The sequence below is a fragment of the Rhizobium sp. P1_C7 genome (assembly GCF_056406295.1).
In genome coordinates this window covers 235,083-256,246 of the sequence record NZ_JBFUAL010000008.1, presented here as the reverse complement: position 1 = coordinate 256,246, position 21,164 = coordinate 235,083, and the positions used below count along the sequence as shown (strand labels likewise).

At 61.1% G+C, this 21,164-nt stretch carries 19 protein-coding genes and 2 pseudogenes; 18 read left to right on the top strand and 3 right to left on the bottom strand.

Features of this window, described 5'->3' with window-relative positions; translation table 11 throughout:
• Positions 1-226 precede the first annotated feature (226 nt).
• From AC1D2R_RS15260 to AC1D2R_RS15230, 7 genes are read left to right on the top strand one after another with little or no spacing between them, the layout of a single operon-like run.
• The gene (locus tag AC1D2R_RS15260; RefSeq protein ID WP_477968105.1) at positions 227-757 is read left to right on the top strand and encodes a Na+/H+ antiporter subunit E; all 531 of its coding nucleotides are present in this window, start codon (positions 227-229) and stop codon (positions 755-757) included.
• Positions 750-1,010, top strand: coding sequence for an MrpF/PhaF family protein (locus AC1D2R_RS15255; RefSeq protein ID WP_477968104.1), 261 nt, complete (start codon positions 750-752; stop codon positions 1,008-1,010). The genes AC1D2R_RS15260 and AC1D2R_RS15255 overlap by 8 nt, the downstream gene beginning before the upstream one ends.
• A gap of 5 nt (positions 1,011-1,015) precedes the next feature.
• Entirely contained in the window at positions 1,016-1,267 is a 252-nt protein-coding gene (locus AC1D2R_RS15250) for a hydrogenase subunit MbhD domain-containing protein (RefSeq protein ID WP_477968103.1), read from the top strand.
• Entirely contained in the window at positions 1,260-1,604 is a 345-nt protein-coding gene (gene mnhG, locus AC1D2R_RS15245) for a monovalent cation/H(+) antiporter subunit G (RefSeq protein ID WP_477968102.1), read from the top strand. Before AC1D2R_RS15250 ends, mnhG begins: the two co-directional genes overlap by 8 nt.
• Positions 1,601-2,299: a hydrogen gas-evolving membrane-bound hydrogenase subunit E gene (gene mbhE / locus AC1D2R_RS15240; RefSeq protein ID WP_477968101.1), complete on the top strand. Its 699-nt coding sequence runs from the start codon at positions 1,601-1,603 to the stop codon at positions 2,297-2,299. Before mnhG ends, mbhE begins: the two co-directional genes overlap by 4 nt.
• Positions 2,300-2,322: 23 nt before the next feature.
• A complete protein-coding gene (locus tag AC1D2R_RS15235) occupies positions 2,323-2,691 on the top strand; it encodes a sodium:proton antiporter (protein ID WP_477968100.1) in 369 nt (122 codons plus the stop codon).
• The gene (locus AC1D2R_RS15230) at positions 2,685-5,780 is read left to right on the top strand and encodes a proton-conducting transporter transmembrane domain-containing protein (protein WP_477968099.1); all 3,096 of its coding nucleotides are present in this window, start codon (positions 2,685-2,687) and stop codon (positions 5,778-5,780) included. Before AC1D2R_RS15235 ends, AC1D2R_RS15230 begins: the two co-directional genes overlap by 7 nt.
• A 75-nt stretch (positions 5,781-5,855) precedes the next feature.
• On the opposite strand, the gene AC1D2R_RS15225 is transcribed toward AC1D2R_RS15230, so the two are convergent.
• Positions 5,856-7,004, bottom strand: a complete 1,149-nt coding sequence (locus AC1D2R_RS15225; protein WP_477968098.1) for an alpha/beta hydrolase — start codon at positions 7,002-7,004, stop codon at positions 5,856-5,858.
• A gap of 663 nt (positions 7,005-7,667) precedes the next feature.
• Between AC1D2R_RS15225 and AC1D2R_RS15220 the strand changes: the two genes are divergently transcribed.
• The 9 genes from AC1D2R_RS15220 (at position 7,668) to AC1D2R_RS15180 (ending at position 18,502) form a co-directional block, all read left to right on the top strand.
• A complete protein-coding gene (locus AC1D2R_RS15220; RefSeq protein ID WP_477968097.1) occupies positions 7,668-8,774 on the top strand; it encodes an efflux RND transporter periplasmic adaptor subunit in 1,107 nt (368 codons plus the stop codon).
• Complete coding sequence (locus AC1D2R_RS15215; RefSeq protein ID WP_477968096.1) at positions 8,771-11,860, top strand: efflux RND transporter permease subunit; 3,090 nt, start codon at positions 8,771-8,773, stop codon at positions 11,858-11,860. The genes AC1D2R_RS15220 and AC1D2R_RS15215 overlap by 4 nt, the downstream gene beginning before the upstream one ends.
• A gap of 283 nt (positions 11,861-12,143) precedes the next feature.
• Complete coding sequence (locus AC1D2R_RS15210) at positions 12,144-12,641, top strand: DUF1269 domain-containing protein (RefSeq protein ID WP_477968095.1); 498 nt, start codon at positions 12,144-12,146, stop codon at positions 12,639-12,641.
• A 168-nt stretch (positions 12,642-12,809) separates the two neighbouring features.
• Positions 12,810-13,853 (top strand): AI-2E family transporter, encoded by a 1,044-nt coding sequence (locus AC1D2R_RS15205; protein ID WP_477968094.1) that lies wholly within the window; start codon positions 12,810-12,812, stop codon positions 13,851-13,853.
• Positions 13,854-14,453: 600 nt separating this feature from the next.
• On the top strand, positions 14,454-15,608 hold the full coding sequence (locus tag AC1D2R_RS15200; RefSeq protein ID WP_477968093.1) for a helix-turn-helix domain-containing protein: 1,155 nt from the start codon (positions 14,454-14,456) through the stop codon (positions 15,606-15,608).
• A gap of 96 nt (positions 15,609-15,704) precedes the next feature.
• Complete coding sequence (locus AC1D2R_RS15195) at positions 15,705-16,349, top strand: alpha/beta hydrolase family protein (protein WP_477968092.1); 645 nt, start codon at positions 15,705-15,707, stop codon at positions 16,347-16,349.
• 68 nt (positions 16,350-16,417) lie between these two features.
• Positions 16,418-17,416, top strand: coding sequence for an ABC transporter substrate-binding protein (locus AC1D2R_RS15190; RefSeq protein ID WP_477968091.1), 999 nt, complete (start codon positions 16,418-16,420; stop codon positions 17,414-17,416).
• Positions 17,413-18,108 carry a L,D-transpeptidase gene (locus tag AC1D2R_RS15185; protein ID WP_477968090.1) on the top strand — a complete coding sequence of 232 codons (696 nt, stop codon included), beginning with the start codon at positions 17,413-17,415 and terminating at the stop codon, positions 18,106-18,108. The genes AC1D2R_RS15190 and AC1D2R_RS15185 overlap by 4 nt, the downstream gene beginning before the upstream one ends.
• Positions 18,109-18,190: 82 nt before the next feature.
• Complete coding sequence (locus AC1D2R_RS15180; protein ID WP_477968134.1) at positions 18,191-18,502, top strand: hypothetical protein; 312 nt, start codon at positions 18,191-18,193, stop codon at positions 18,500-18,502.
• A gap of 19 nt (positions 18,503-18,521) precedes the next feature.
• On the opposite strand, the gene AC1D2R_RS15175 is transcribed toward AC1D2R_RS15180, so the two are convergent.
• On the bottom strand, positions 18,522-19,433 hold the full coding sequence (locus tag AC1D2R_RS15175; protein ID WP_477968089.1) for an SMP-30/gluconolactonase/LRE family protein: 912 nt from the start codon (positions 19,431-19,433) through the stop codon (positions 18,522-18,524).
• A gap of 119 nt (positions 19,434-19,552) precedes the next feature.
• Positions 19,553-19,654 (bottom strand): annotated as a pseudogene (locus AC1D2R_RS15170) (short-chain dehydrogenase); the annotation flags it as partial.
• Between the two features lie 17 nt (positions 19,655-19,671).
• Between AC1D2R_RS15170 and AC1D2R_RS15165 the strand changes: the two are divergent.
• Both AC1D2R_RS15165 and AC1D2R_RS15160 read left to right on the top strand, forming a co-directional pair.
• Positions 19,672-19,791, top strand: a pseudogene (locus tag AC1D2R_RS15165) (LacI family transcriptional regulator); the annotation flags it as partial.
• Between the two features lie 64 nt (positions 19,792-19,855).
• Positions 19,856-21,076: an adenylate/guanylate cyclase domain-containing protein gene (locus AC1D2R_RS15160; protein ID WP_477968088.1), complete on the top strand. Its 1,221-nt coding sequence runs from the start codon at positions 19,856-19,858 to the stop codon at positions 21,074-21,076.
• The last annotated feature ends 88 nt before the right edge of the window (positions 21,077-21,164 follow it).

The window sequence follows — 21,164 nt, the reverse complement described above, 5'->3', positions numbered from 1 at the left end:
AAAGCGCGGCAATGGGCCGGCATATCGGACCCTGGGCATAGTTTCTGGATTCAATGCCGATCACAGTCCGACGCAGCCGATGCTAATGTGCCCGCACGACGCATCAATGCTCTTTCGGATCGGCGAACGCCGGCGCGGAATGGAGCCATCAAGGAGACCTCCATGAGGTGATTTGCCTGCCGTGAGTGCGCTACAATTCCATCATCACCTGTTGAAAGCCTGCGCGATGCCAGAAGACCAGGGAACAACGCAACGACGCGTATCGGGGTTGCCGCAGGGCGTGTTCGTTCTCTGGGGCCTGCTGTTCATCGTCTGGCTGGTGGTCAATGCGTCATTGGAACTGCCGATCGTCGCAACCGGCGCGCTTGTCTCCCTGGTCGTGGCGGCGATATTCGTTCGCCGTGGCGACGTCTGGCGGATCGAAATCACGCCCAGCAAAGTCTTTCATTTCCTGGCCTACACCTATGTTTTCTTCGTTGAGCTGGTGAAGGCGAACATCAATATGCTGCGCTACGTCTACGCGCCGCGCATCGATATCCGTCCGGGCATCGTCAAGGTCAACATGCCGCTCAAGTCGCCGATCGGCAGGTTGGCGCTCGCCAATTCGATTGCGCTCACGCCCGGCTCGCTGGTCATGGACCTCCGGGGCGAGGCGCTGTTCATTCATTGGCTTGACGTCAGGACCACTGACCCGGAGGAAGCGACCCGCATGATCGTCGGCCCCTTCGAAAAGCACCTGGGGGCGGTTTTTGGCTGACATTATCCTGCAGATCGCCGTTGTCCTGATTTTCTTCAGCATCGTGTTTGGCGTGCTGCGACTGGTCGTCGGCAGGACCGCGATCGACCGGGTCGTGGCGATCGACATGCTGACTGTCGTGACGATCTCGCTGATTGCGCTCTATGCTCATATCTGCGGACGCTTCGCCTATCTCGATGTCGCTCTGGTCTATGGGCTTCTCGGTTTTCTGGCAGTTCTCGCCATTGCCCGCTTTCTGGAAAAGGGGCCTTAACCATCATGCTCGAATTGCTGATCCTGTTGGCTTGCGGCAGCATCTTGATGAGCGGCGTGTTGGCCGTTGTGCTCAGCAATCTCATGGCCGCCATGGTCAGCGCCGGGCTTGCGAGCCTGTTCGCGGCGGCCTCCTACGTTCTGCTGGCGGCGCCGGATGTGGCCATGGCGGAGGCTGCGATCGGCTCCGGCCTGGCAACGCTGATCTTCCTCTATGCGATCCGCAAGACAAGAGGCGGAGGACATGCAGATGAGTGACCTGATCGGCAGCATCGTCATCCTCGTCGGCGCGTTCTTCCTGTTTTCCGCGGGAGTTGGGCTGCTGCGCATGCCCGACGTCTTCACCCGCATTCAGGCGGGCACAAAAGCCTCCACCCTGGGCAATATCCTCGTTCTTGCCGGCCTCGGCATCTATCATCCCGACTGGTCGCTCAAGCTGCTCATCGTCGCGTACTTCGTTCTAATGACCAATCCGCTGTCATCGCATGCGCTGTCGCGAGCCGCGCATGCGATCCGCACGCCGATGGCGAAAACGACCATTGTCGACGCGCTCAGGGACGAGAACAACTCCACTGCCGAAGAGGCGTCCTCATGAGGCGGATGTTCAGCCTGTTGGCGGTGGTCATGTTCGGGGTCATCTTTGCCTGCCTCGTTTCCGGCTACAGCGAACGTCAGACGTTGTCGGCGCTGGCGGTGCACTATCTGTCGCAGGTCCCCGCGGATCTCGGCGCGCCGAATGTCGTGACCGGCATCCTGATCTCGTTCCGTGGGTTCGACACGCTCGGGGAGGTCGCTGTGCTCTTCATGGTGGCGGCGAGCGTCGGCGTGCTTCTCGCAAACGCGCCGGAAGAGAAGCCGTTCTCCCGGCCCACAGCAGGCCGCGAGGGGCACGGGCCGAGCGAACTGGTGCGCAACGGCGCCGAGGTGGTGTTGCCGCTCATCTTCCTGTTCGGCGTCTATGTGATCATGAACGGCCACCTATCGGCAGGCGGCGGCTTCCAGGGCGGCGCGGTTGTCGCGTCAGGTGTCATGCTGCTGATGCTCGCCTATCCCTCCGCCCAGATCGACCATGGTTTTCTCAGCATCACGGAATCGCTTGCCGGCGTTCTCTATGTTTCCCTTGGCATTCTGGGGCTGGTCTTCGCTGGCGGCTTCCTCGACAGCCACATCCTGCCGCGCGGCAATTTCGGGACGCTGCTCAGCGCAGGCGCCATCCCGCTGATATCGGCGCTGCTCGGCATCAAGGTCGGTGCGGAATTGAGTGTCATTGCTGACCGGTTCCGCAGCTGAAACAAAGCATACGAGGTATCATCATGGGACTGCCGATATCACAGGTACTTCTCACCACGGGATTTGCGCTCATTCTCATCGGCTTCTGGGGAATGCTGAAGCATCGCAACATCCTGCGCATCATCATCGGCTTTTCCCTGATCGATACCGGCATGCACATCGTCCTGGTGGCGACGGGCTACATCACCGGCGGAACCGCGCCGATCATAGACGATGCACTCGGTGCCGCGGATGCGGCCACGCGCGCGGTCGATCCCATTCCGGCGGCACTCGTGGTGACCGCCATCGTCATCGGCTTCTCGGTAACCGCGATCATGTTGTCCTTCGCGATCAGACTCCACGTGACCCGCAACACCCTCTCGATCGACGCGTTGACGGAGTCGAAATGGTAGACAGCTTTCTGCAGCCGCTGAATATCTTCCTGCTCGGCCTCGGCGGCGGGTTTCTCATCCCCTTGCTCCATCGCATCGCCAAGCCATTGCCGGCGGCGGGTTTTATCGTCGCGCTGTTGGGGATGACATCGATATCGGCGGCCTGCCTGTGGAAACTTCATCACGGCGGCGCGACCATCGAGGTGTTCACCGCGGGAAGCGTGCCGCCTTTTTCCATCAACCTGCGCTTCGGGCCCTGGGAGGGCTTTTTCTCGCTCTGCGTCAATGTCATCGCCGTGCTTGGTGCGTGGCATTTTTGGGACCGCCTGCGCTCAAGCTATGCGGCCTTGCTGCTCTACCTGATCCTGATCATGGGTATCAACGGCATGGTCATGACCCGAGACCTCTTCAACCAGTTCGTTTTCCTCGAGATCGTCTCGATCGGTACCTACGGCCTCCTGGGGTTTGAACGCTCGCCCGCGGCACTCGCCGCGGGCTTCAAATACATCATGGCGACGGTGCTCGCCTCGTCCTTCTTCCTGCTCGGTGCGGGCCTTCTGTATCATGTGACCGGAACGCTCAACATCGACGAGATGATTGCCAACCGGGCGCTGATCACCGGTCCGATCGGCGCGACGGCGCTACTGCTTGTGCTGGCCTGCCTGGTGCTCGAACTGAAGCCATTCCCGGCAAACGGCTGGGGGCTCGACGTCTACGAGACGGCAAGCAGCGGGACCGCGGCTCTTGTCTCGGTCGGGGTGTCGGCCGGCGTATTCTTCGCCCTCTTCAAGCTGCTGCCGCTGTTTGAAGGCCATCTCGGCATCCTCGCGATCTCCGGGGGCATAACCTTTCTCTTCTCCAACCTGGTTGGCCTGAAGCAGACCAGCGTTCAGCGGATGCTCGGCTATTCCTCGATAGCGCAGATGGGGCTTTTGATGCTGGCGCTTTCGCTGCTGCACCAGCTTCAGGCGGAGGAGGCGCTGCCGCTGGTCGTCGGCGGTCTGTTCATCAACCATCTCTTCGCCAAGGCGGGGTTGTTCTGGCTCGCCGGCATTGTCGAGCGTGCGGAAGTCGACGGCTGGTCCGATATTTCAGGCAATCCGTTCCTGCTCGCCACCCTTGCCGTCTTTCTCGTCGCGATTGCCGGCTTGCCTCCATTTCCCGGTTTCTGGGCGAAATGGGAACTGGTCATGCGGGCTGCAGCGGGCGGCCAACATATCTGGATCGCCATGATCCTGATCGGATCCTTGCTTGAAGCCGCCTACATGTTTCGCTGGTTCAAGCATGCGACACGTCCGATACCGGACAGAATTACGATCAGCCCGGCGCCCGAGAGGCTGGTGCCTGTGCTGGCCTGTGCGGTTCTGCTTTTTGCCAGCGGCCTCATGGCGGCCAGCCTCGCTGGCGCGGCCTCGTTGCTGCTTGTCGCACCGCTTCTGTTTGGCGGCTGCCTCTGCCTTCTCGACTGGCTGCCGGGGCGGGTAAAATGCGTGCTGATGCTGGCCGCGGTCTCTCTTGCCGGATCATGGATCGTTCGCGATATCCAGGGTTTGCCGCGGTTGTTTGCTGCGCTCCTCGTCGCTGGCGGGCTGGTGGTAGCCTCTTCCGGGCTTTATCGTTCCGATGTGCGCCGCGGTTTCTACCCGATGATGGCGATCCTTCTCCTGTCGATCGGCAGTCTGCTAAGCGCCACCACCAGCCTCGAATTCTTCTTTCATTGGGAGATAATAACCCTTTCGTCCTACTTCCTGATCGCGCAGCGCCGTGAAGCCCATCCCTATGTGCTGCAGTTCCTGCTGTTTTCGCTGGTGTCGGCGTTTTCGCTGCTCGCGGGATTCGGTCTAGCCGCTTCGGTAAATGGAACCACTGCGCTTGCTGCAATTGCGACGGCCGGCCCCGATGCGGCACCAGCATTCGCATTCCTGGCAATCGGTTTCCTGATCAAGTCTGGTGCCGTCGGTGTTCATGTCTGGTTGCCGGGTGCCTACGCCGAGGCGGATGACGACCTGTCGGCGATGATGTCCGCCGTCATCAGCAAGGTGGCTGTGTTCGGCCTGTTCATGGTCACTTACCTCGCCATACGCTCCGAAGTCGGGCTTGAGATGGCGCATGTGATGGGGTGGATCGGACTGCTGACGACGATTGCAGGTGCAGTCATGGCGCTTCAGCAGAGCGACATGAAGCGGATGCTCGGTTATTCGAGCATGAGCCAGATCGGCTACATCATCACGGCGATCGCGTTGATGAGCCATCTTGGCTGGGTGACCGCGTTCTACCTCGTTGCCAACCACCTGATGGTGAAGGGCATCCTTTTTCTGGCGGCTGCCGGCGTCATCCTGAGAACGGGCACCAGGCTGCTCGATCAGTCGGGCGGCCTTGCCGGGAAAATGCCATTCAGCTTCGCCTCCGTCGTTGTAGCGCTGATTTCGATGTCCGGCCTGCCGCCGCTGGCCGGTTTCGGCGGCAAATGGCTGCTTCTGAGCGCGATGATGGACAGGGGATGGTACGGTCTCGCGATCCTGACCGTACTCGCGACCTTCATCGGCTTCCTCTACATGTTCCGGCTGGCCTACGCCGTCTTCCTTGGGCCGCGAAAGACGGCGCATCGGGGTGTTCGCGAGGCACCCCTGCCGCTGCTCCTACCGCAGTTCGTCCTGGTCGCGGCCATTTTCGGGCTGTCCTTCTATCCCAAACTCTTGATGGATCCCGTTTCTGCGGCGATCGACCCGTATTTCGCATCGACACTGGTTTGGCAGGGGATGTCGCTTGAAACCATCTACGGCTACTGGAACCCCGTGCCCGTCATGGCCGCCACGATGGCGGTCGCGGCGGCTCTGCTCGGGCTGTTCCTGCTGATCTACAGGAGCGGACGCGGCCGCTCCGTTCCCATTGGCACCGCACACTTCTACGGCTTCTATCGCGCCGCCTTTGCGCCGCTTGTTACACCGGTGGCGGACTGGTTCTGGGACGGCTTGTGCGATCTGACCGTCGGCACGGGCGGATTGGTGCGAAGGATCTACACCGGCAATGGCCAGACATATGCGCTGTACGTGCTGTACTATGTGATTGCCCTGTACGTGCTCGGCATGCTTGGCTTCCCGGCGGGCTGAACCGGAGGAGCAGCAAAGGCCTCAGCGACAACGCTCGCCGTCTGCGGGGTAGTGTCGGGAACGACCCGAGTGCGCCTATTGTCCGCCAACAGCTTGCGCCATCCCCCCCAGAATTCGCGCCGGTAGGAAGACAATCAGTGAGGCCGCGCCCTCGATCGCTGACGCGCCGTCGGCGAGCATGGTCTGGCCGGCAGGCGGTTGGTCGTCTCTGAGGACGCTGCGCATGAGCGCGTCGTTGCTGACCACGTCCATCAGTGTTTTTGAGCTGGCAAAGACGTTGTGTCGTCCGCCGTCGACGTCCGAGACGTCAATGACCGATATGTCCTTCGCCTGCAGCATGGCGATGTCGGAACCGCTGCCGACGCGCGGATGGCCGCCGGCAATAAACCTGGAAACGCCAAGCGCGCGATCGCGCCGCGAAACCACGATCGTAAAGGGTCGGGGAATAACGCCGATATCGTCCATCTGGCTCTGGAACACGTCGACGTCGATGTCGGGCGCCGCGAGCACAACGCCGCCCAACCGGTCGAGAGTGATGCGACGACCGCTGATTGCCAGATCGCGCAGCGCCTCGGTGACGACATAGGCGCCCATCGAATGGCCGACGATGACGATCTTCGTGGCATTGGTCTGCGCCGCGATTTCGATGGTCTCCGCAAGTCCCCGCCGACCGACCAGGGCGCTGTCGCGGTCGAAGACGTAGAGCGGGACAGCCCCACCGGACGGCCAGGCGTAATGCAGGGACACTGCCTTGATGTTGTAATCGTGGACAATCTGGGCGTTGCGGAAAATGCTGTCTGCGACGTTGTTGTTGTATCCGTGGACGAAAATGAAGATCTCGCGATCCGCAGGCGCATGCTGCGCCAGGGCCGCGTTCAGCTGCCTGACGAACTCCTGTCTCTGAGTGATCGGCTGATATGTCCGTGCGGTAAAATGCCTGCTCGGATCGGGGACACGGCCGGTCTTCTCGACGTTCCCGGGAACATGGTTTTTGGGAATCCCGATGTCGAATTTCGCAAAATTCAATGCCTTCGACCGCTCCGCCGAATAGGGCAGCGACAGGTTGTCCGAGCGGGCGCGCGTGGTTGCGACATAGATCGGAACGATTGCCGCCGGCTCCCCCTGCAAGGAGGTTGCTCCGAGGCCGAGAACGGCGCGTGGCCCGCCACAGCCCATAAGGACAAGCAGCATGATCAGGGTGATGCCCAATCGCATTGGGAACATGGTTCGGCTCAAGTTCCCAGCGCGCTCTTCAAATCCATGATCGGCAAAGCGCCTCGCAAGACAATCGGTTGGACGTTGCCGATAATTCTAGGCTATCCGCGGCGCGGGCGAAAGATGAATTCCGTTTGTGCGAGCTTCAGAAACATCGTCTGTGGTTAACCCCAAACGTCACGCGTTGCAATCCAGCACAGCCCTCGGTCTGGTCTGCAATCGACTGCAAAAATCTGGACGGTAGGCCTGATTGCCGGATTCTATGCTGATCACTTCGCGTCTTGAACGGCACTATAGTCTGAACGGAGCCCTGCGCCTTCGGGTTCCCGTGACAATGCGCAAGCTGACCCGGGCGTTTAAGGGAGCATCAACACTTGGGTTCCTACTCAGGACTTCTATCGTGCGCGCTCACCACCATGACACACGGGATGATGATTGACGGGCGCTTCCTTGGGCTACCTCGAGCGTTCCTCGCTTCCCTCTTGCCGGCCAGAGTGCTGGTTGCGCGAAGTGCCGCAGGCGCTATCCCATCATGGTCGCGGTCGTCCAAACGACCAAACGCGAGCCTGATACCAGGCCGGACGCTGCGTGGTGATCTCATTGAGTAGGTTTTTGCTTTCATTCATGCGTGGCTTCGACCTGTCGCGCCGGGAAATTTCGGGGAAATCGCCGATGAAAATACGCCTTGCCGTACCAAGACCCAGCTCAGCATTCGGCTTGTCAGCCGCAGTACTGGCGGCCTTTTTCCTGGCCGGTTGCCAGGATGAGAACGATGCGGGGGATCGGCCGCCGAGGCCGGTCAGAACGGTCTCCGTTTCCTTCAATCCCGAGGATACATATGGATCGCTGGTCGGCGAGATCAGGCCGCGCACCGAAACAAGTTTCAGCTTCCGCCAGGGCGGCGAGATACGAGAACGAGACGTCGATGTCGGCGATCTTGTCGAGGTAGGGACGGTTCTTGCCCGCCTCGACGCAGAGGACGCCCAGGATGCCCTTCGCAAGGCTGAAGCAAATCTGTTTTCGGCGCAGGCGCAATCCCAGAACGCCGAAACCGAGCGGGCGCGCCAGCAGCAGCTTTACCCGCGTACCTCGACGCGCCAATTGTTCGAAGCGGCCATGGCTCAGGCGGACATGGCCAAGGCCGGGGTCGATGCCGCGCAAGCCGGGCTTCGGATCGCTCAGACCAACGTCGATAACCGGGTATTGAAGGCGAACGCCGCCGGGGTCGTAACAGCGATCGGCGGTGAAGTCGGGCAGGTCGCCGGTGGCGGTCAGATGGTCGTGCGCGTCGCGCAGCTCGGAACACGTGACGCCGTCTTCCAGGTGCCGGAAGCCACCATCCAAACAACCGGCGGCAATGCGCGCGTCGATGTGCAGCTGCTGAGCAACCCGAACGCAAAGGCGACGGGAACCGTGCGCGAGATCTCCCCGACAGCCGATCCCGTCACCCGCAATTTCACGGTGCGCGTCGGATTGGACAGCGCGCCCGATGATTTCCGCTTCGGGAGCGCCGTGCGCGGCACGATCCGTCTCTCGGGCGAGCCGGCTGCGCGGTTGCCGATCGGAGCGCTGTTCAACCTGGACAACAAGAGCGCTGTATGGGTCGTCGATGCGGCCAGCAAAACCACCAAGCTCGTGCCGGTCGAGGTTCATCGCTTCGACACCAAGGATTTCCTCGTCACCAAAGGCCTGGCGAGCGGCGACAACGTCGTCGTCGCCGGCGTTCAGCAGCTTCGTCCGGGCATGCCAGTCCGCCTGCTTGAAGGAAGCGCCGAATGAACGAGGGCTTCAACCTTTCGGGATGGGCGATCAAGCGCCAGAGCCTTATCATCTTCCTCGTGCTTCTCAGCGCCATCGCCGGTATCATTGCCTACGTCAATCTCGGTCGTGACGAAGATCCCGAGTTCACGTTCAAGACGATGATCGTTTCCGCCGGATGGCCGGGCGGCACGATCGAGCAAACTGTCGATCAGGTTACCGATCGGCTCGAGCGGACACTTGAAGAGGTGCCGCATCTCGATAACCTGCGAAGTGTGACGACGGCGGGACAATCCATCGTCTATGTGACGCTGGACGATGCGACGCCGCCGGATCAGGTGGGCGAATCCTGGTACCAGGCCCGCAAAAAGGTCGGCGACATGCAGGCGACCCTGCCCGCCGGCGTGCGCGGACCGTTCTTCAACGACGATTTCGGCGACACCTTCGGGATCATCTACGGGTTTACCTCGGAAGGCTTCAGCGACCGCGAAGTGCGCGATTGGGCCTACGAGGCGCGTACCCGGCTGCTCAAGCTCGACAACATCGGCAAGGTTCAGCTGATCGGAACGCAGGACGAGACGATCTACATCGAGTTTTCGACGGAGCGCCTGGCAAGTCTCGGCCTCAGCGCAGCAAGGGTGATCGGCACGATACAGGCGCAGAACGCCGTCCTGCCCGCCGGCCTCATAACGTCAGAACAGGATCGGACCATCCTGCAGGTCTCCGGCAGTCTCACGGACGAGAACACGATCCGCCAGTTGAACGTCCCGACCTCGTCCGGTTTCGTCCGCCTCGGCGATATTGCAAGCGTCGTGCGCGGCACGGTGGACCCACCCCAGCCGCGATTCCGCATCAAGGGCAAGCCGGCGATCGGCATCGCAATTTCCATGGCATCGGGCGGCGACATTCTGCAGCTCGGACGCAATATCGATGCGACGATGCAGAAACTTGAGGACGACCTGCCGATCGGCATCAACCTTACGCATGTGGCCAGCCAGCCTGCGGTCGTGAAGACCGCGATCCGCAGTTTCACCACATCGCTGGGGCAGGCGGTGGTCATCGTTCTCGGCGTCAGCTTCCTGGCGCTTGGGCTGCGCGCCGGTCTCGCTGTCGCAGTTTCCATTCCGCTTGTTCTCGCACTGACGTTTTTGTTCATGGACGTCACCGGCATTGCGCTGCAGCGCGTCTCGCTCGGTGCCCTGATCATTGCGCTGACATTGATGATCGACGACACGATGGTGACCGTCGAGACGATGATGGCGAAGCTCGAGCAGGGCTACGAGCGCGTCAAGGCGGCGTCCCATGCCTACACCTCGACGGCGTTTCCAATGCTTGCCGGAACACTGGTGACGATCGCAGGCTTCATTCCTGTCGGCTTTGCGAGCAGTTCTTCGGGTGAGTATGCACGGTCGTTGTTTCTGGTGATCGGCTTCGCGCTGATCGTGTCCTGGCTGGTGGCGGTCCTGCTGACCCCGATCATCGGCCTCGCCGTTCTCAAATCGAGCCCGGCGACGGGGGCGAAGCCGGACGGAGCGCTGATCCGTAGCTTCAAGAACTTCCTGTACACCTGCATGCGGATGCGCCTCATGGTGGTCCTTGCCACCGTCGCATTGTTTGCGCTGGCGCTTGTCGGATCATCCCTGATGAAGCGGCAGTTCTTTCCGCCGTCCGACCGTCCGGAGCTCATCTTGCAACTGACGCTGCCGCAGGGCGCATCGCAGGCGGCCACCGCTTCGGAAGTGACGAAGGCGGAAGAAGTGCTCGCCGCCGACGAGGATGTGGTCGACTGGAGCTTCTATGTCGGCTCCGACCCGGTTCGGTTCTACCTGTCGATGGATCTTCAGGCTCCGGCGCCCTCGCGCGCGCAGGCCGTGGTGATCGCCAAGAGCGTGGGTGCGCGCGAAGCGCTGCAGGCGCGCCTGCAGAAGACGCTCGACGAGAAAATGCCTGAGATCGTCGTGCGCGTCTCGCCTCTCGAAATGGGGCCGCCGGTCGGCTGGCCCATTCAGTACCGCGTCAGCGGTCGGGATATATCGGGCGTGCGCGATGTTGCCTGGCAGGTGGCGGATGCGATCGACAAGGTCCCCGGCGTCGTTCAGCCGAACCTCGATTGGAACGAACCGGTGCGCAAAGTTGTCATCAACGTCGATCAGGACCGCGCCCGACTGGTGGGGCTCAACTCCTCGGTGATCGCCCAGACGTTGTTTGCGACCGCGTCCGGCCTGCCGATCACGCAGGTCAAGGACTCGATCTACCTCGTCAACGTCGTTGCGCGTGCAACGGCAGAGGAGCGCGTCGATATCAGCACCCTGCGCTCGCTGCAGATCCCGGTTGGACCCAATCACACGGTGCCGCTCTCCAGCATCGCCACGATCGAGTACCAGACGACCCAGCCCGTCATCTGGCGGCACGATGGTTCCACGACAATCACCGTTCAGGCGGATACGGCCGAAGGTGTGATGGCCGCCAGCGTGGTCGAGGCGGCGGCTGGTAAGATCGACGAACTGCGCCGCGCGCATCCGGACTACCAGATCGAAGTCGGCGGTGCCGTCGAAGGCGCCGAGGAGGGGCTGGCATCGGTTGTCGAGATGCTGCCGGTGATGGGGATTATCATCCTGATCGTCCTGATGTTCCAGTTGCAAAGCGTGCAGCGCCTGTTGCTGGTCATCAGCGTGGTTCCCCTCGGGCTGATCGGCGTGGTGCTGATCATGCTGATCACCAACACGCCGGTGGGCTTCATCGCTGTTCTCGGGATGATTGCTCTCATCGGAATGATCACGCGAAACTCCGTGGTGCTGATCGACCAGATCGATATTGCGATGGAGGAGAAAGGTCGAACCTGGCAGGGCGTCATCGACGTGACCGCCCAGCGGCTTCGACCTGTCTTTCTCACCGCCGGATCGACGGTGCTCGGCATGTTGCCGATCATCCGCGATCCGTTCTGGTCGCCGCTTGCCTTCACCGTCATCGGCGGCCTGGTGGTTGCGGCGGCGCTGACCCTGATCTTCCTGCCGGTGCTCTATGTTCTCTGGTTCCGCATTCCGTCCGCTGCCGAGCCGACCAAGGTCGAGGCCGCAGAACCGGAGCCGGTTGCGGCTGGCGGCTAACGGCTTCATCCGTCAGCGACAATGGATTGGGCAATCGCCCGCCGGCCTCGGCAGATCATGTTCTCTCAGGCGCGGGTTTTTCTTTGCTGCGGCCGAGCGAGAAGCGTCCGTCCGCGGCGTTGAGACATCTGAGGGAGGCCGCAGAGGCGAGGCGGGATCGCAGCAGAAAGAGACGCAATGCAAAGCTACGGGATTCCCTGCTAATTTCATCGGTGCATGGATGGCTATGATTTGGCGTCAACGCAATAACGCGTGCTCATTAGCTTTGTTCACGGGAGTAGCCATGTCTGATTTGATTGCGATCGTCTATCCGACGGAAGCCAAAGCCGAAGAGGTGCGTCAGCGTCTGTTCGAACTGCAAAAGGAATACCTGATCAAAGTCGGAGATGCAGTCATCGCCACCAAGACCGAGGCCGGAAAGGTCAAGCTCAATCAGCTGGTCAATACCACTGCGGCCGGTGCCGCGTCTGGCAGTTTCTGGGGCCTGCTGATCGGTGTTCTGTTCCTCAATCCGCTGATCGGCGTGGCAGTGGGTGCTGCCTCGGGCGCGATCGGTGGCGCCTTGACCGACGTCGGGATCAATGACGCCTTCATGAAGGATCTTGCCGGCAGTCTTCAACCGGGCAACGGGGCATTGTTCGTTCTGGTGCAGGAAATGACCGCCGACAAGGTGCTTAAGGAAATCTCGTCCTACGGCGGCGTTGTTCTCAAGACCTCCCTCGACGAAACGAAGGAACAGGTCCTGCGCGACGCGCTGCAAAAAGCGACCTCAGCCGGGTAAAACCCCACCACCAACTATATCAAGCGACCGCGCGGGATCGGGCCAGTGTCTGGCCGTCTCGCGCGACGACAGCGAGGTCGACGCATAGGCGGGGCGAGCCATGCGGACGACAGACAGCCGGCTCCTTATGGGGGAACGGCGAGATTGCAGAGTGGTCAAGGGGCAGGCATGGCGGGGACGGGCGACAATCGAATGATCGGGTCGGTAGCGACCGGTATCCTCGTGCTTGCATTGCTTTACGTGGCGCAATCCATTTTCGCTCCGCTGATTTTTTCCCTGTTCGTCATCGCGCTTGTCTGGCCGTGCCAGGCCGCCTTGCAGCGTTGGATGCCGAAGCTTCTGGCCCTGCTCATCACGCTTGTCGCGACCATGGTCGTGATAATCGCGATAGGTTCATCAGTGGCGTGGGGGTTCGGCAAGCTCGCGCAATGGTTATTTCTCAACGCCGAGCGGTTCCAGGCCATCTATGTCGACTGGACAAGCTGGCTGGAGGGGCACGGAGTAGCCGTTGCCGGCCCTTTGGCAGACCGTTTCGATGTGACCTGGCTGGTGCGTTTTGTCCAGGGGATGGCCGGGCGCCTTAACAGCTTCGCCGGCTTCACGCTGCTGGTCTTCATCTTCATCATGCTCGGCCTGCTGGAGGTGGAGGATTTCAATGCGCGCCTCCTTGTGCCCGCTGCCCAGCCTTATGGCGAGCGGATCCTGACCGCCAATCGCGTGATCGGCGCTAAGCTTCGGCGTTTCATGATCGTGCGGACATTCGCCAGCATTTTGACGGGGCTCGTCGTCTGGCTCTTCGCGCTTGGCGCCGGACTGGAACTTGCCGCGGCGTGGGGCGCCATTGCCTTCGCGCTGAACTACATACCGTTTCTCGGGCCGTTCGTCGCGACGGCGCTTCCGACGATGTTCGCCATCGCCCAGTTCGATTCCTGGCAGACGGCGATCATCATCTTCACCAGCCTGAACGTCATCCAGTTCATCATCGGCAGCTATCTGGAGCCGCGGCTGACCGGAGCTTCCTTGGCAATATCGCCCTTTGCCGTTATTTTCGCAGTGTTTTTCTGGAGTTTCATGTGGGGCATTTCGGGGGCCTTCATCGGCGTGCCGATGCTGATAGCATTCATCGTCTACTGCGCCGGCACACCGTCCGGAAGGTGGGTCGCGACGTTGTTGTCGGGCGGTTCGAAGCTCGAGACGGAGGGCGAGCAATGACGACGTGGTTGCGACACGCGGCGCTGTCACGAAGAGGCTGCCAGGCATAGGTGTGCCAATCACCTCTTGCATTTGTGAAGTCTTTGCGCACCTGAAGTTGAGAATAAATGCAAAAAGAGTTAAGTTTCAGGCGGGAGACGCAACGGCTGTTCGGGGAGGCAGGTCGGAACACACGCAATGACGATGGTTAAACTGTCCGGCGAAATCGTCCGTCGAGGGTGAAAGACAGTACTCTCGCGGCCGTCGGCAAACATGTCACTAGCATCATTCAGAGATCACCCGGCCTTCTGTTGTTGGCCCGATAGGAGAAGTACGAATGCAATGCGCATATTTTCCTATTCTCGCGACGACCGCGGATACTGCGGTCAGGATTATTGCTGCTGCAACGTTCGCACAGATCGATATTTCGGGTGGCACTCTCCGCCGCCCATCCATGATCACGCATGACCGTACTGCCCAGATGAGGGCGACGGCTCAGTCGCAACCTGAGCGGCGCAGGGGCCGCGCACTGTCGGACAGCAGCTCCTTTTCGTCGGTGAATTCCATGTCGGCAATCAGCTTTGGATGGAGTGTTGCTGCCGCTCGACTGGAGGCAGGACGATGACAACCGAAGAAGCTCTAGCACACGCAACGCTTCTCGAGGGGCGGGCGAACGACGAACGGTTCGCGATCTCGGATTGCGAAGCCGTTGATACGATTGTCGTAGCGGGGAGGGAGAAGGAAAAGGCGTCGCCTTTGCCGTTCTTTGAGTTCTCGACTGCGGGACTGGAACGACTCCAACAGTTCGCTGCGTGGCACGACAGCTTCGCTCCCATGCTCGAACTGGCCGATATAGACCCGACGACAGCCGAGTTCAGCGGCCGTCAGACACTCTGGGACCTGGGTAGCCTTGTTCTCGCGCACATCCGTACCGACAGCCTGGCTTTCTCCAGTTTGCAGGGACATGTGCGGCGCGATCCGGTGGATCATTGGGCGGTCACTCTTCTCAAGTCCGGATCCATCCACACTGAGACGGCAAGACATGCGTTCACCACGCATCCGGGCGAAGTGCAGATCCATTCGCTGGGGCGCGCATTCGACGGCGTAGTTGCCAAGAAAAGCGACATGCTGATGTTGTTCGTGCCGCGGGATTTTTCCCTGGAAACGGCGGCTACCCTGGGATCGGCGGAATTCTCTACCCTTGGCACCGGCATGGGGCGATTGTTCTCGGACTATTTGATCGATGTCGCCAACCGCCTGCCGTTGCTGACCCCGACGGATCTCCCCGGGCTTGCAGCCGCCACACGAGCCATGATCCTTGCCTGCGTGTCCCCATCTCCCGATCATATCGAGGAAGCAGAAGGCCCGATTGCCACAGTTCTTCTCGAAAGGGCCCGGCAGTTGGTGCAAAGCAGGCTTCTCGACCCGAAACTCGGATCCGAAATGGTGCGGCGCGAGCTCGGTATATCCCGCACGCGGCTCTACAACTTGTTCGAGCCATTTGGCGGGGTGATGCACTATATCCAGCGCCGGCGGCTGCTCAGTGCCTATTCGGCGTTGACGGACCCCAACGACCGGCGTCTCATATTCCAGATCGCCGAAGAGCGAGGTTTCAGCGACGGCGCTGAGTTCAGCCGGGCGTTCAAACGCGCGTTCGGCGATAGCCCGAGCGATGTCAGGAAGCGAGGCGGAGGCGGGATGCCACATAGGCCAAGCATGGACGATTGCCTGTCGCAGGAGCGATTGGGCGTTCTCCTGCGCCGGCTGCAGGGGTAGTCCGGAACGAGGGCTTTGTAGTGGAGCACAATGGCGTGTCGCAGCGCCGAGAGAGCGATATCGCATGTCGGCATGGTATGGTTAAAGACTTCGGCAATGAGCGATGATTTTCTGATCACGGGTCCGGAGGATGCCTCCGTTACTCTCCTGCTGGCACACGGGGCCGGCGGCGCGATGGATTCGCAATCCATGACGGCGGCGGCCGATGCGCTGGCGGCAACGCGCCTTCGCGTAGCGCGCTTCGAGTTTGACTACATGGCCGAGCGTCGGCGCTCGGGCCGGCGGCTGCCGGCGCCACGAGCGGACACGCTTGTTGACGAGTACCGGGCCGCAGTGAGCCGGCTTGCGACAAGCGGGCCGCTGATCATCGGCGGCAAGTCGATGGGTGGTCGGGTCGGCAGCATGGTGGCCGACGAGATCTATCGGCGCGGCGAGATCGCAGGTTTGCTTTGCCTTGGATACCCCTTTCATCCGGTCGGCAAGCCTGAGCAGTTGCGAACCGCACATCTGCGCGATCTGTTGACGCCCACCCTGATCTGTCAGGGAACGCGCGATGCATTCGGGACCAGAGACGAGGTTGCCGGTTACCACCTCTCAGGAGCGATTTCGATCCTCTGGCTGGAGGATGGCGATCACGATCTCAAACCTCGCAAGGCAGTCTCTGGCATCTCCGCGGCAGAGCATTTGGCAACGATGGCGATGGCCGTGAAAACGTGGAGCGAAGGCTTAATACAGGCTTAGAGAGGATGTGGGTCGTTCCTTCTTGACTATTAGAAAGCGTTTATGCATCCTGACGTTGAAGTATCTGCATGCGATCCGATCAGTGCCTTTTTCATGGGGAAACATTTGTGAGATACTGCACAGGTTCAGGCTTTTTCGTCGCTTTTCTTTATTCAGTTGTGCTGTCCGCCTTGCCGGCTAAAGCTGAGGATCTGCGGATTGCAATGCCGAACTGGCCTTCAGGACAGGCAACGGCCAACATCCTGAAAATCGCCATAGCCAAGGAGTTCGGGCTTCCCGCCGAGGTGCAGGAGCTGGGTGCGCTCAATGCCTTCGTCGGCCTGGAGAGCGGCACGGTCGATATTCACCCGGAAGTATGGCGGCCGAATCTCGATGATGTCATCAAGAAGTTTGTCACCGACAAGGGTGTCGTCGTTCTCAGTCCGCGCGGCGTGCCCGCCTGGCAGGGTATATGCGCGACGCCGGCGGCGGCCGAAAAGGGCCTGAAGACGATTGCCGATCTCAGCGATCCCAAAAAGACCACGGTACTCGACACGGACGGCGACGGCAAAGGCGAGATGTGGATCGGCGCACCGACCTGGTCATCGACCGGCATCGAGCGCGTGCGTGCCAACACCTATGGTTACGCGCAGAACCTGACGCTCGTCGAGGCCGAGGAGGAAGTGGCCATGGCGGGGCTCGACGCGGCAGTGGCCACCAACGAGCCGATGGTCTTTGCCTGCTACGCACCGCATTTCATTTTCGACCTCCATAAGATCGTGCGCATCAGCGAGCCGCCGCATGACGCCAGCAAGTGGAAGCTGGTTGGTGCGACGGATCCGCTGTGGATCAGCAAGTCCAGCGCCTCGACGGCCTGGGACGCTGCACATTTCCACATCGCCTATGCAACGGCTTTCGGCCAGAAACATCCTGACGTCGCGGCATTCCTGGATAAGGTAGATTTCTCGCCGGAGGAGGTCACGGCGATGAGTTATGCGCTTGAAGTCGAACGGCAACCGGCTGCAGACTACGCGAAAAAATGGGTCGCTGACCATACTGCACGTGTCGACGGGTGGGCAAAACGATGATGGCACGGTTCAAACGTTCTGCCGAAGCTCGTCCGGCAAGCGCGCGGCGCGTCGGCCTTGTTATTCTTGCAGCTGCGGTCTGCCTCGCTCCTCTGGCTGCGCTGGCGCAAACCCAGATCTACGATGCCAAGACACGCACATGGGTCGACTACGACAAGAAGAAGGCGCGGCAGTATTACGCCCGCAACAATCAGCCGCCGGAAGCGTTCCGCCGGCAGCTGGTCACATTTCGAACGGCAGAGCCGCCCGGCACGATCATCATCGACGGCAACCAGCATTTCCTCTATCTCGTCCAACCCGGCGGGCAGGCAATCCGCTATGGCATCGGCGTGGGCCGCGACGGCTTCGGCTGGGCTGGCATCGTGCGGGTGGGTCGCACAGCGGAATGGCCGACATGGACGCCTCCCGCCGAGATGGTGGCCCGCGATCCCAACGCCGCGAAATGGGCGGCCGGCATGCCTGGCGGGCCGGAAAACCCGCTCGGCGCCAGAGCGCTTTATCTCTATGAGGGTGGCCAGGACACGATCTACCGGATTCATGGCACTGCGGAGCCTTGGACCATTGGGCTCGATGTATCCTCCGGCTGCATCCGCATGAACAATGACGATATTACCGACCTGCATTCCCGCATCCAGGTCGGCGCCAAGGTGATCGTGCTGATGCAGGGCGCGGCGCTCTACAAGGGCATTTAAAGGCAGATCCCGGCGCAAGCCAGAGGGGGATCAACAACGTCCGGAGAGGGTGGGACACGTGTCGAAAAGCGATGTGAAGCGGATGTCGGGCGGTTGGCCTGTTCTAATTGTGGCGGGCGTCTCTCTGCTTGCCGCCTGTACGACGGCGGCGCCGCCGCCACCGCCTCCCGAATCCATGGCGCGCACGACGCTTCAAACGGCACCCGCCGACCTGCAATTGTTATGTGCGAACTCGGCCGCTGGCGTCGCGGGCGCGAACGCAAAGGTCCTGCCCACAGGCTCGCGATTGCTGCCGGACGGCACCTTTGCGGTGGATCTCGACGCGAGCGGTCGCAAGTTCTCCTGCAATGTCGACAACAACGGTACTGTCCGTTCAGTGACGCCTGTAGCGTGAGCCGGATACGCAGTCCTGCTTACGGATGCTGCGCACCGTTGGTCGTAGTGTAGATCGAATAGACCGATTGCGTTGCGGTGATGAACAGGCGGTTTTTCTTCGGTCCGCCGAAGGTGATGTTGGAAACCGTCTGCGGCACCCTGATCTTGCCTAGCAGCGTGCCGTCGGGCGCAAAGCAATGCACGCCGTCGGCGGCGCTGCTCCAGAGATTGCCATCGACATCCAACCGGAAACCGTCCGGCACGCCGTTTTCGATCGAGCAAAAAAAGCGGCTGTTCGCCAGCTTGCGCCCGTCCATGATATCGAACACGCGGATGTGGCGGGGCACCTCATGGTTCGATGAGCCGGAGTCGGCGATGTAGAGTTGCTTCTCATCAGGCGAGAAGGCCAGGCCATTCGGCTGAATGAAGTCCGTTGCGACGGCATCGATCTCGCCTGTCGCTTCATCGATGCGGTAGACGTTGCGGGTTTCCTGTTCCGGCTCGGCCTTGTACCCTTCGTAGTCCGACATGATGCCGTAGCTTGGGTCGGTGAACCAGATCGAGCCGTCGGATCCGACGACGACATCGTTCGGCGAGTTCAGGCGCTTACCCGCATAGCTGTCGGCCAGCACGGTGATCCGACCGTCAGGCTCGGTGCGCGTGACGCGACGTCCGCCATGCTCGCACGAGACGAGCCGGCCCTGGCGGTCGCGCGTATTGCCGTTGGCGTAGTTGGAAGCGGAACGGAACACCGAGACGCCGCCATCCGGTACCCAGCGCATGATCCGCTCGTTGGGGATGTCGCTCCAGAGGAGGCAGTTGAGATCCGAAAACCAGACCGGGCCTTCTGCCCAGCGGCAGCCGGAGTAGAGCTCCTCGAGCCTGGCGCTGCCGGCGATCAGGCCGCGGAAACGGTCGTCACGGATATCGTAAAGGGCATCATGCGACACGGCTAACTCCTCCCAAAGCGTTCGACGTCCTTCGTAAACGCAAATCGTGGAGCGCTCCAGAGCCCGCAACGGCAAAAATGACGGGGTCCCGACAGTTTTTCAAAGTGGCGCGAGAGGGTAGGTGACCCGTCGCAACCACCCCAGCCCGACTGGTCGAAGCGGATCATCGAGCCCGTCATCAGGCCAGGTTCGGCAGACGAGAGATAGGCGCAGGCGCGGGGCCACCTCTTGCCGATCGACCGACGCCCGTTCGGCGTTCCGAACAGTTATGAGCGGCGCGATGCCCGGGCACATCGCGCCGGCATCACTGTCGGCCGTCGAGATCATTACGCCTTACAACATGCCACCCGCGGACTGAAGGTTTGGCTTTCCCTTGCCGGCAAAAGCGCGATAGAGATTTTTCATGAGCGAGGATATGCGGCATGGAATATAGCGATATCGGAACGGTTGCGGCATGGTTGACGGAGCAGGGCCTCAAGGGCGCCTCCGAATCCGAACTGCTGACGGGATTCTGCAATACCTGCCGCGAGTTTGGACTGCCGCTTGACCGCGGCATGGCGCTGATGGATACGCTTCATCCGGTACACGAGGGCCGCGCCTTCCGGTGGGACAGCCAGGAAGAAATCGAGGCGGAATTCGAATACGGCCCGACCGGCAGCGAAGGGAGCTCGCTCGAAAGCTGGCAGAAATCCGCCTTCTATTACCTTTGGGCCGGCAACGAAAACGAGGTGCGCCGTCGGATAGGCTTCGGCGATCCGATCGATTTCGTGATGCTCGAAAAGATGCAGGCCGATGGCCATACCGATTTCATCGCAATGGTGCATCGCTTTGCCAAGGCGGGCACGATCGGCGAGATGGATTGCTTTTTCTCGCATTTCACGACGCGCCATCCGGAGGGCTTCTCCGACCACGACCTCATCATTTTGCGCAAGCTCGTGCCAGTATTGGCGCTCGCGATCAAATGCATCGCCCTCGGCCGGATCGCCCGAACCATCGCCGAAGTCTATCTCGGTGAGGATGCGGCGCGGCAGGTTCTGGAAGGCAAGATTACGCGCGGCAAATCCGAACGGATTTCTGCGGTTCTCTGGTTCTCGGACCTCGTCAACTACACCAAGATCTCCGACAGCGCGCCGCCTGAAGAAATTCTGCCGATGCTGAACGCCTACAGCGATGTCGTGATTTCGGCTGTTCACGAGGCTGGCGGAAACGTGCTGAAGCTGATCGGCGACGGCGTGCTGGCGATCTTCAAGGCGGATGAGCCTTCGGACGCGTGTAGCGCGGCGCTCAGGGCCGAGCGCCTTCTGCGCGAAAAGCTCGTCACGTTGAATGACGAGCGGGCATTGGAGGAGCGGCCGACGACCGACGTCTATATCGGACTGCATATCGGCGATGTCTTCTACGGCAACATCGGCAGCCAGGAAAGGCTCGATTTTACGGTGATCGGCCCTGCCGTCAACGAGGTCAGCCGCATTGCATCGCTCTGCCGCTCCGTCGATTTCAATGTGCTGATCTCTTCGGATTTCGCTGCCGCCATTCCGCAGGAGGAGCGCAATGCGTTGGCCTGCATCGGACGCTACGCGCTGCGCGGCGTACAACGGCCGCAGGAACTCTTCACGCTCGATACGGCACGGATGGCGGGCTGAGGGCAATGCCCGGGCATGGGCTTGTTTTAAGTTGAGGTCAGGAAAAGGGACGGCTACGGGGCCGCGGCAGTCTTTCAGTCCAACCTGT

Excerpts from the sequence above, each read along its gene's own strand:
- AC1D2R_RS15260 (WP_477968105.1), top strand. The coding sequence starts at position 227 with ATGCCAGAAGACCAGGGAACAACGCAACGACGCGTATCGGGGTTGCCG.
- AC1D2R_RS15250 (WP_477968103.1), top strand. The coding sequence starts at position 1,016 with ATGCTCGAATTGCTGATCCTGTTGGCTTGCGGCAGCATCTTGATGAGC.
- mnhG (WP_477968102.1), top strand. The coding sequence starts at position 1,260 with ATGAGTGACCTGATCGGCAGCATCGTCATCCTCGTCGGCGCGTTCTTC.
- mbhE (WP_477968101.1), top strand. The coding sequence starts at position 1,601 with ATGAGGCGGATGTTCAGCCTGTTGGCGGTGGTCATGTTCGGGGTCATC.
- AC1D2R_RS15235 (WP_477968100.1), top strand. The coding sequence starts at position 2,323 with ATGGGACTGCCGATATCACAGGTACTTCTCACCACGGGATTTGCGCTC.
- AC1D2R_RS15230 (WP_477968099.1), top strand. The coding sequence starts at position 2,685 with ATGGTAGACAGCTTTCTGCAGCCGCTGAATATCTTCCTGCTCGGCCTC.
- AC1D2R_RS15225 (WP_477968098.1), bottom strand. The coding sequence starts at position 7,004 with ATGTTCCCAATGCGATTGGGCATCACCCTGATCATGCTGCTTGTCCTT.
- AC1D2R_RS15220 (WP_477968097.1), top strand. The coding sequence starts at position 7,668 with ATGAAAATACGCCTTGCCGTACCAAGACCCAGCTCAGCATTCGGCTTG.
- AC1D2R_RS15215 (WP_477968096.1), top strand. The coding sequence starts at position 8,771 with ATGAACGAGGGCTTCAACCTTTCGGGATGGGCGATCAAGCGCCAGAGC.
- AC1D2R_RS15210 (WP_477968095.1), top strand. The coding sequence starts at position 12,144 with ATGTCTGATTTGATTGCGATCGTCTATCCGACGGAAGCCAAAGCCGAA.
- AC1D2R_RS15205 (WP_477968094.1), top strand. The coding sequence starts at position 12,810 with ATGGCGGGGACGGGCGACAATCGAATGATCGGGTCGGTAGCGACCGGT.
- AC1D2R_RS15200 (WP_477968093.1), top strand. The coding sequence starts at position 14,454 with ATGACAACCGAAGAAGCTCTAGCACACGCAACGCTTCTCGAGGGGCGG.
- AC1D2R_RS15195 (WP_477968092.1), top strand. The coding sequence starts at position 15,705 with ATGAGCGATGATTTTCTGATCACGGGTCCGGAGGATGCCTCCGTTACT.
- AC1D2R_RS15190 (WP_477968091.1), top strand. The coding sequence starts at position 16,418 with ATGCGATCCGATCAGTGCCTTTTTCATGGGGAAACATTTGTGAGATAC.
- AC1D2R_RS15185 (WP_477968090.1), top strand. The coding sequence starts at position 17,413 with ATGATGGCACGGTTCAAACGTTCTGCCGAAGCTCGTCCGGCAAGCGCG.
- AC1D2R_RS15180 (WP_477968134.1), top strand. The coding sequence starts at position 18,191 with ATGTCGGGCGGTTGGCCTGTTCTAATTGTGGCGGGCGTCTCTCTGCTT.
- AC1D2R_RS15160 (WP_477968088.1), top strand. The coding sequence starts at position 19,856 with ATGGAATATAGCGATATCGGAACGGTTGCGGCATGGTTGACGGAGCAG.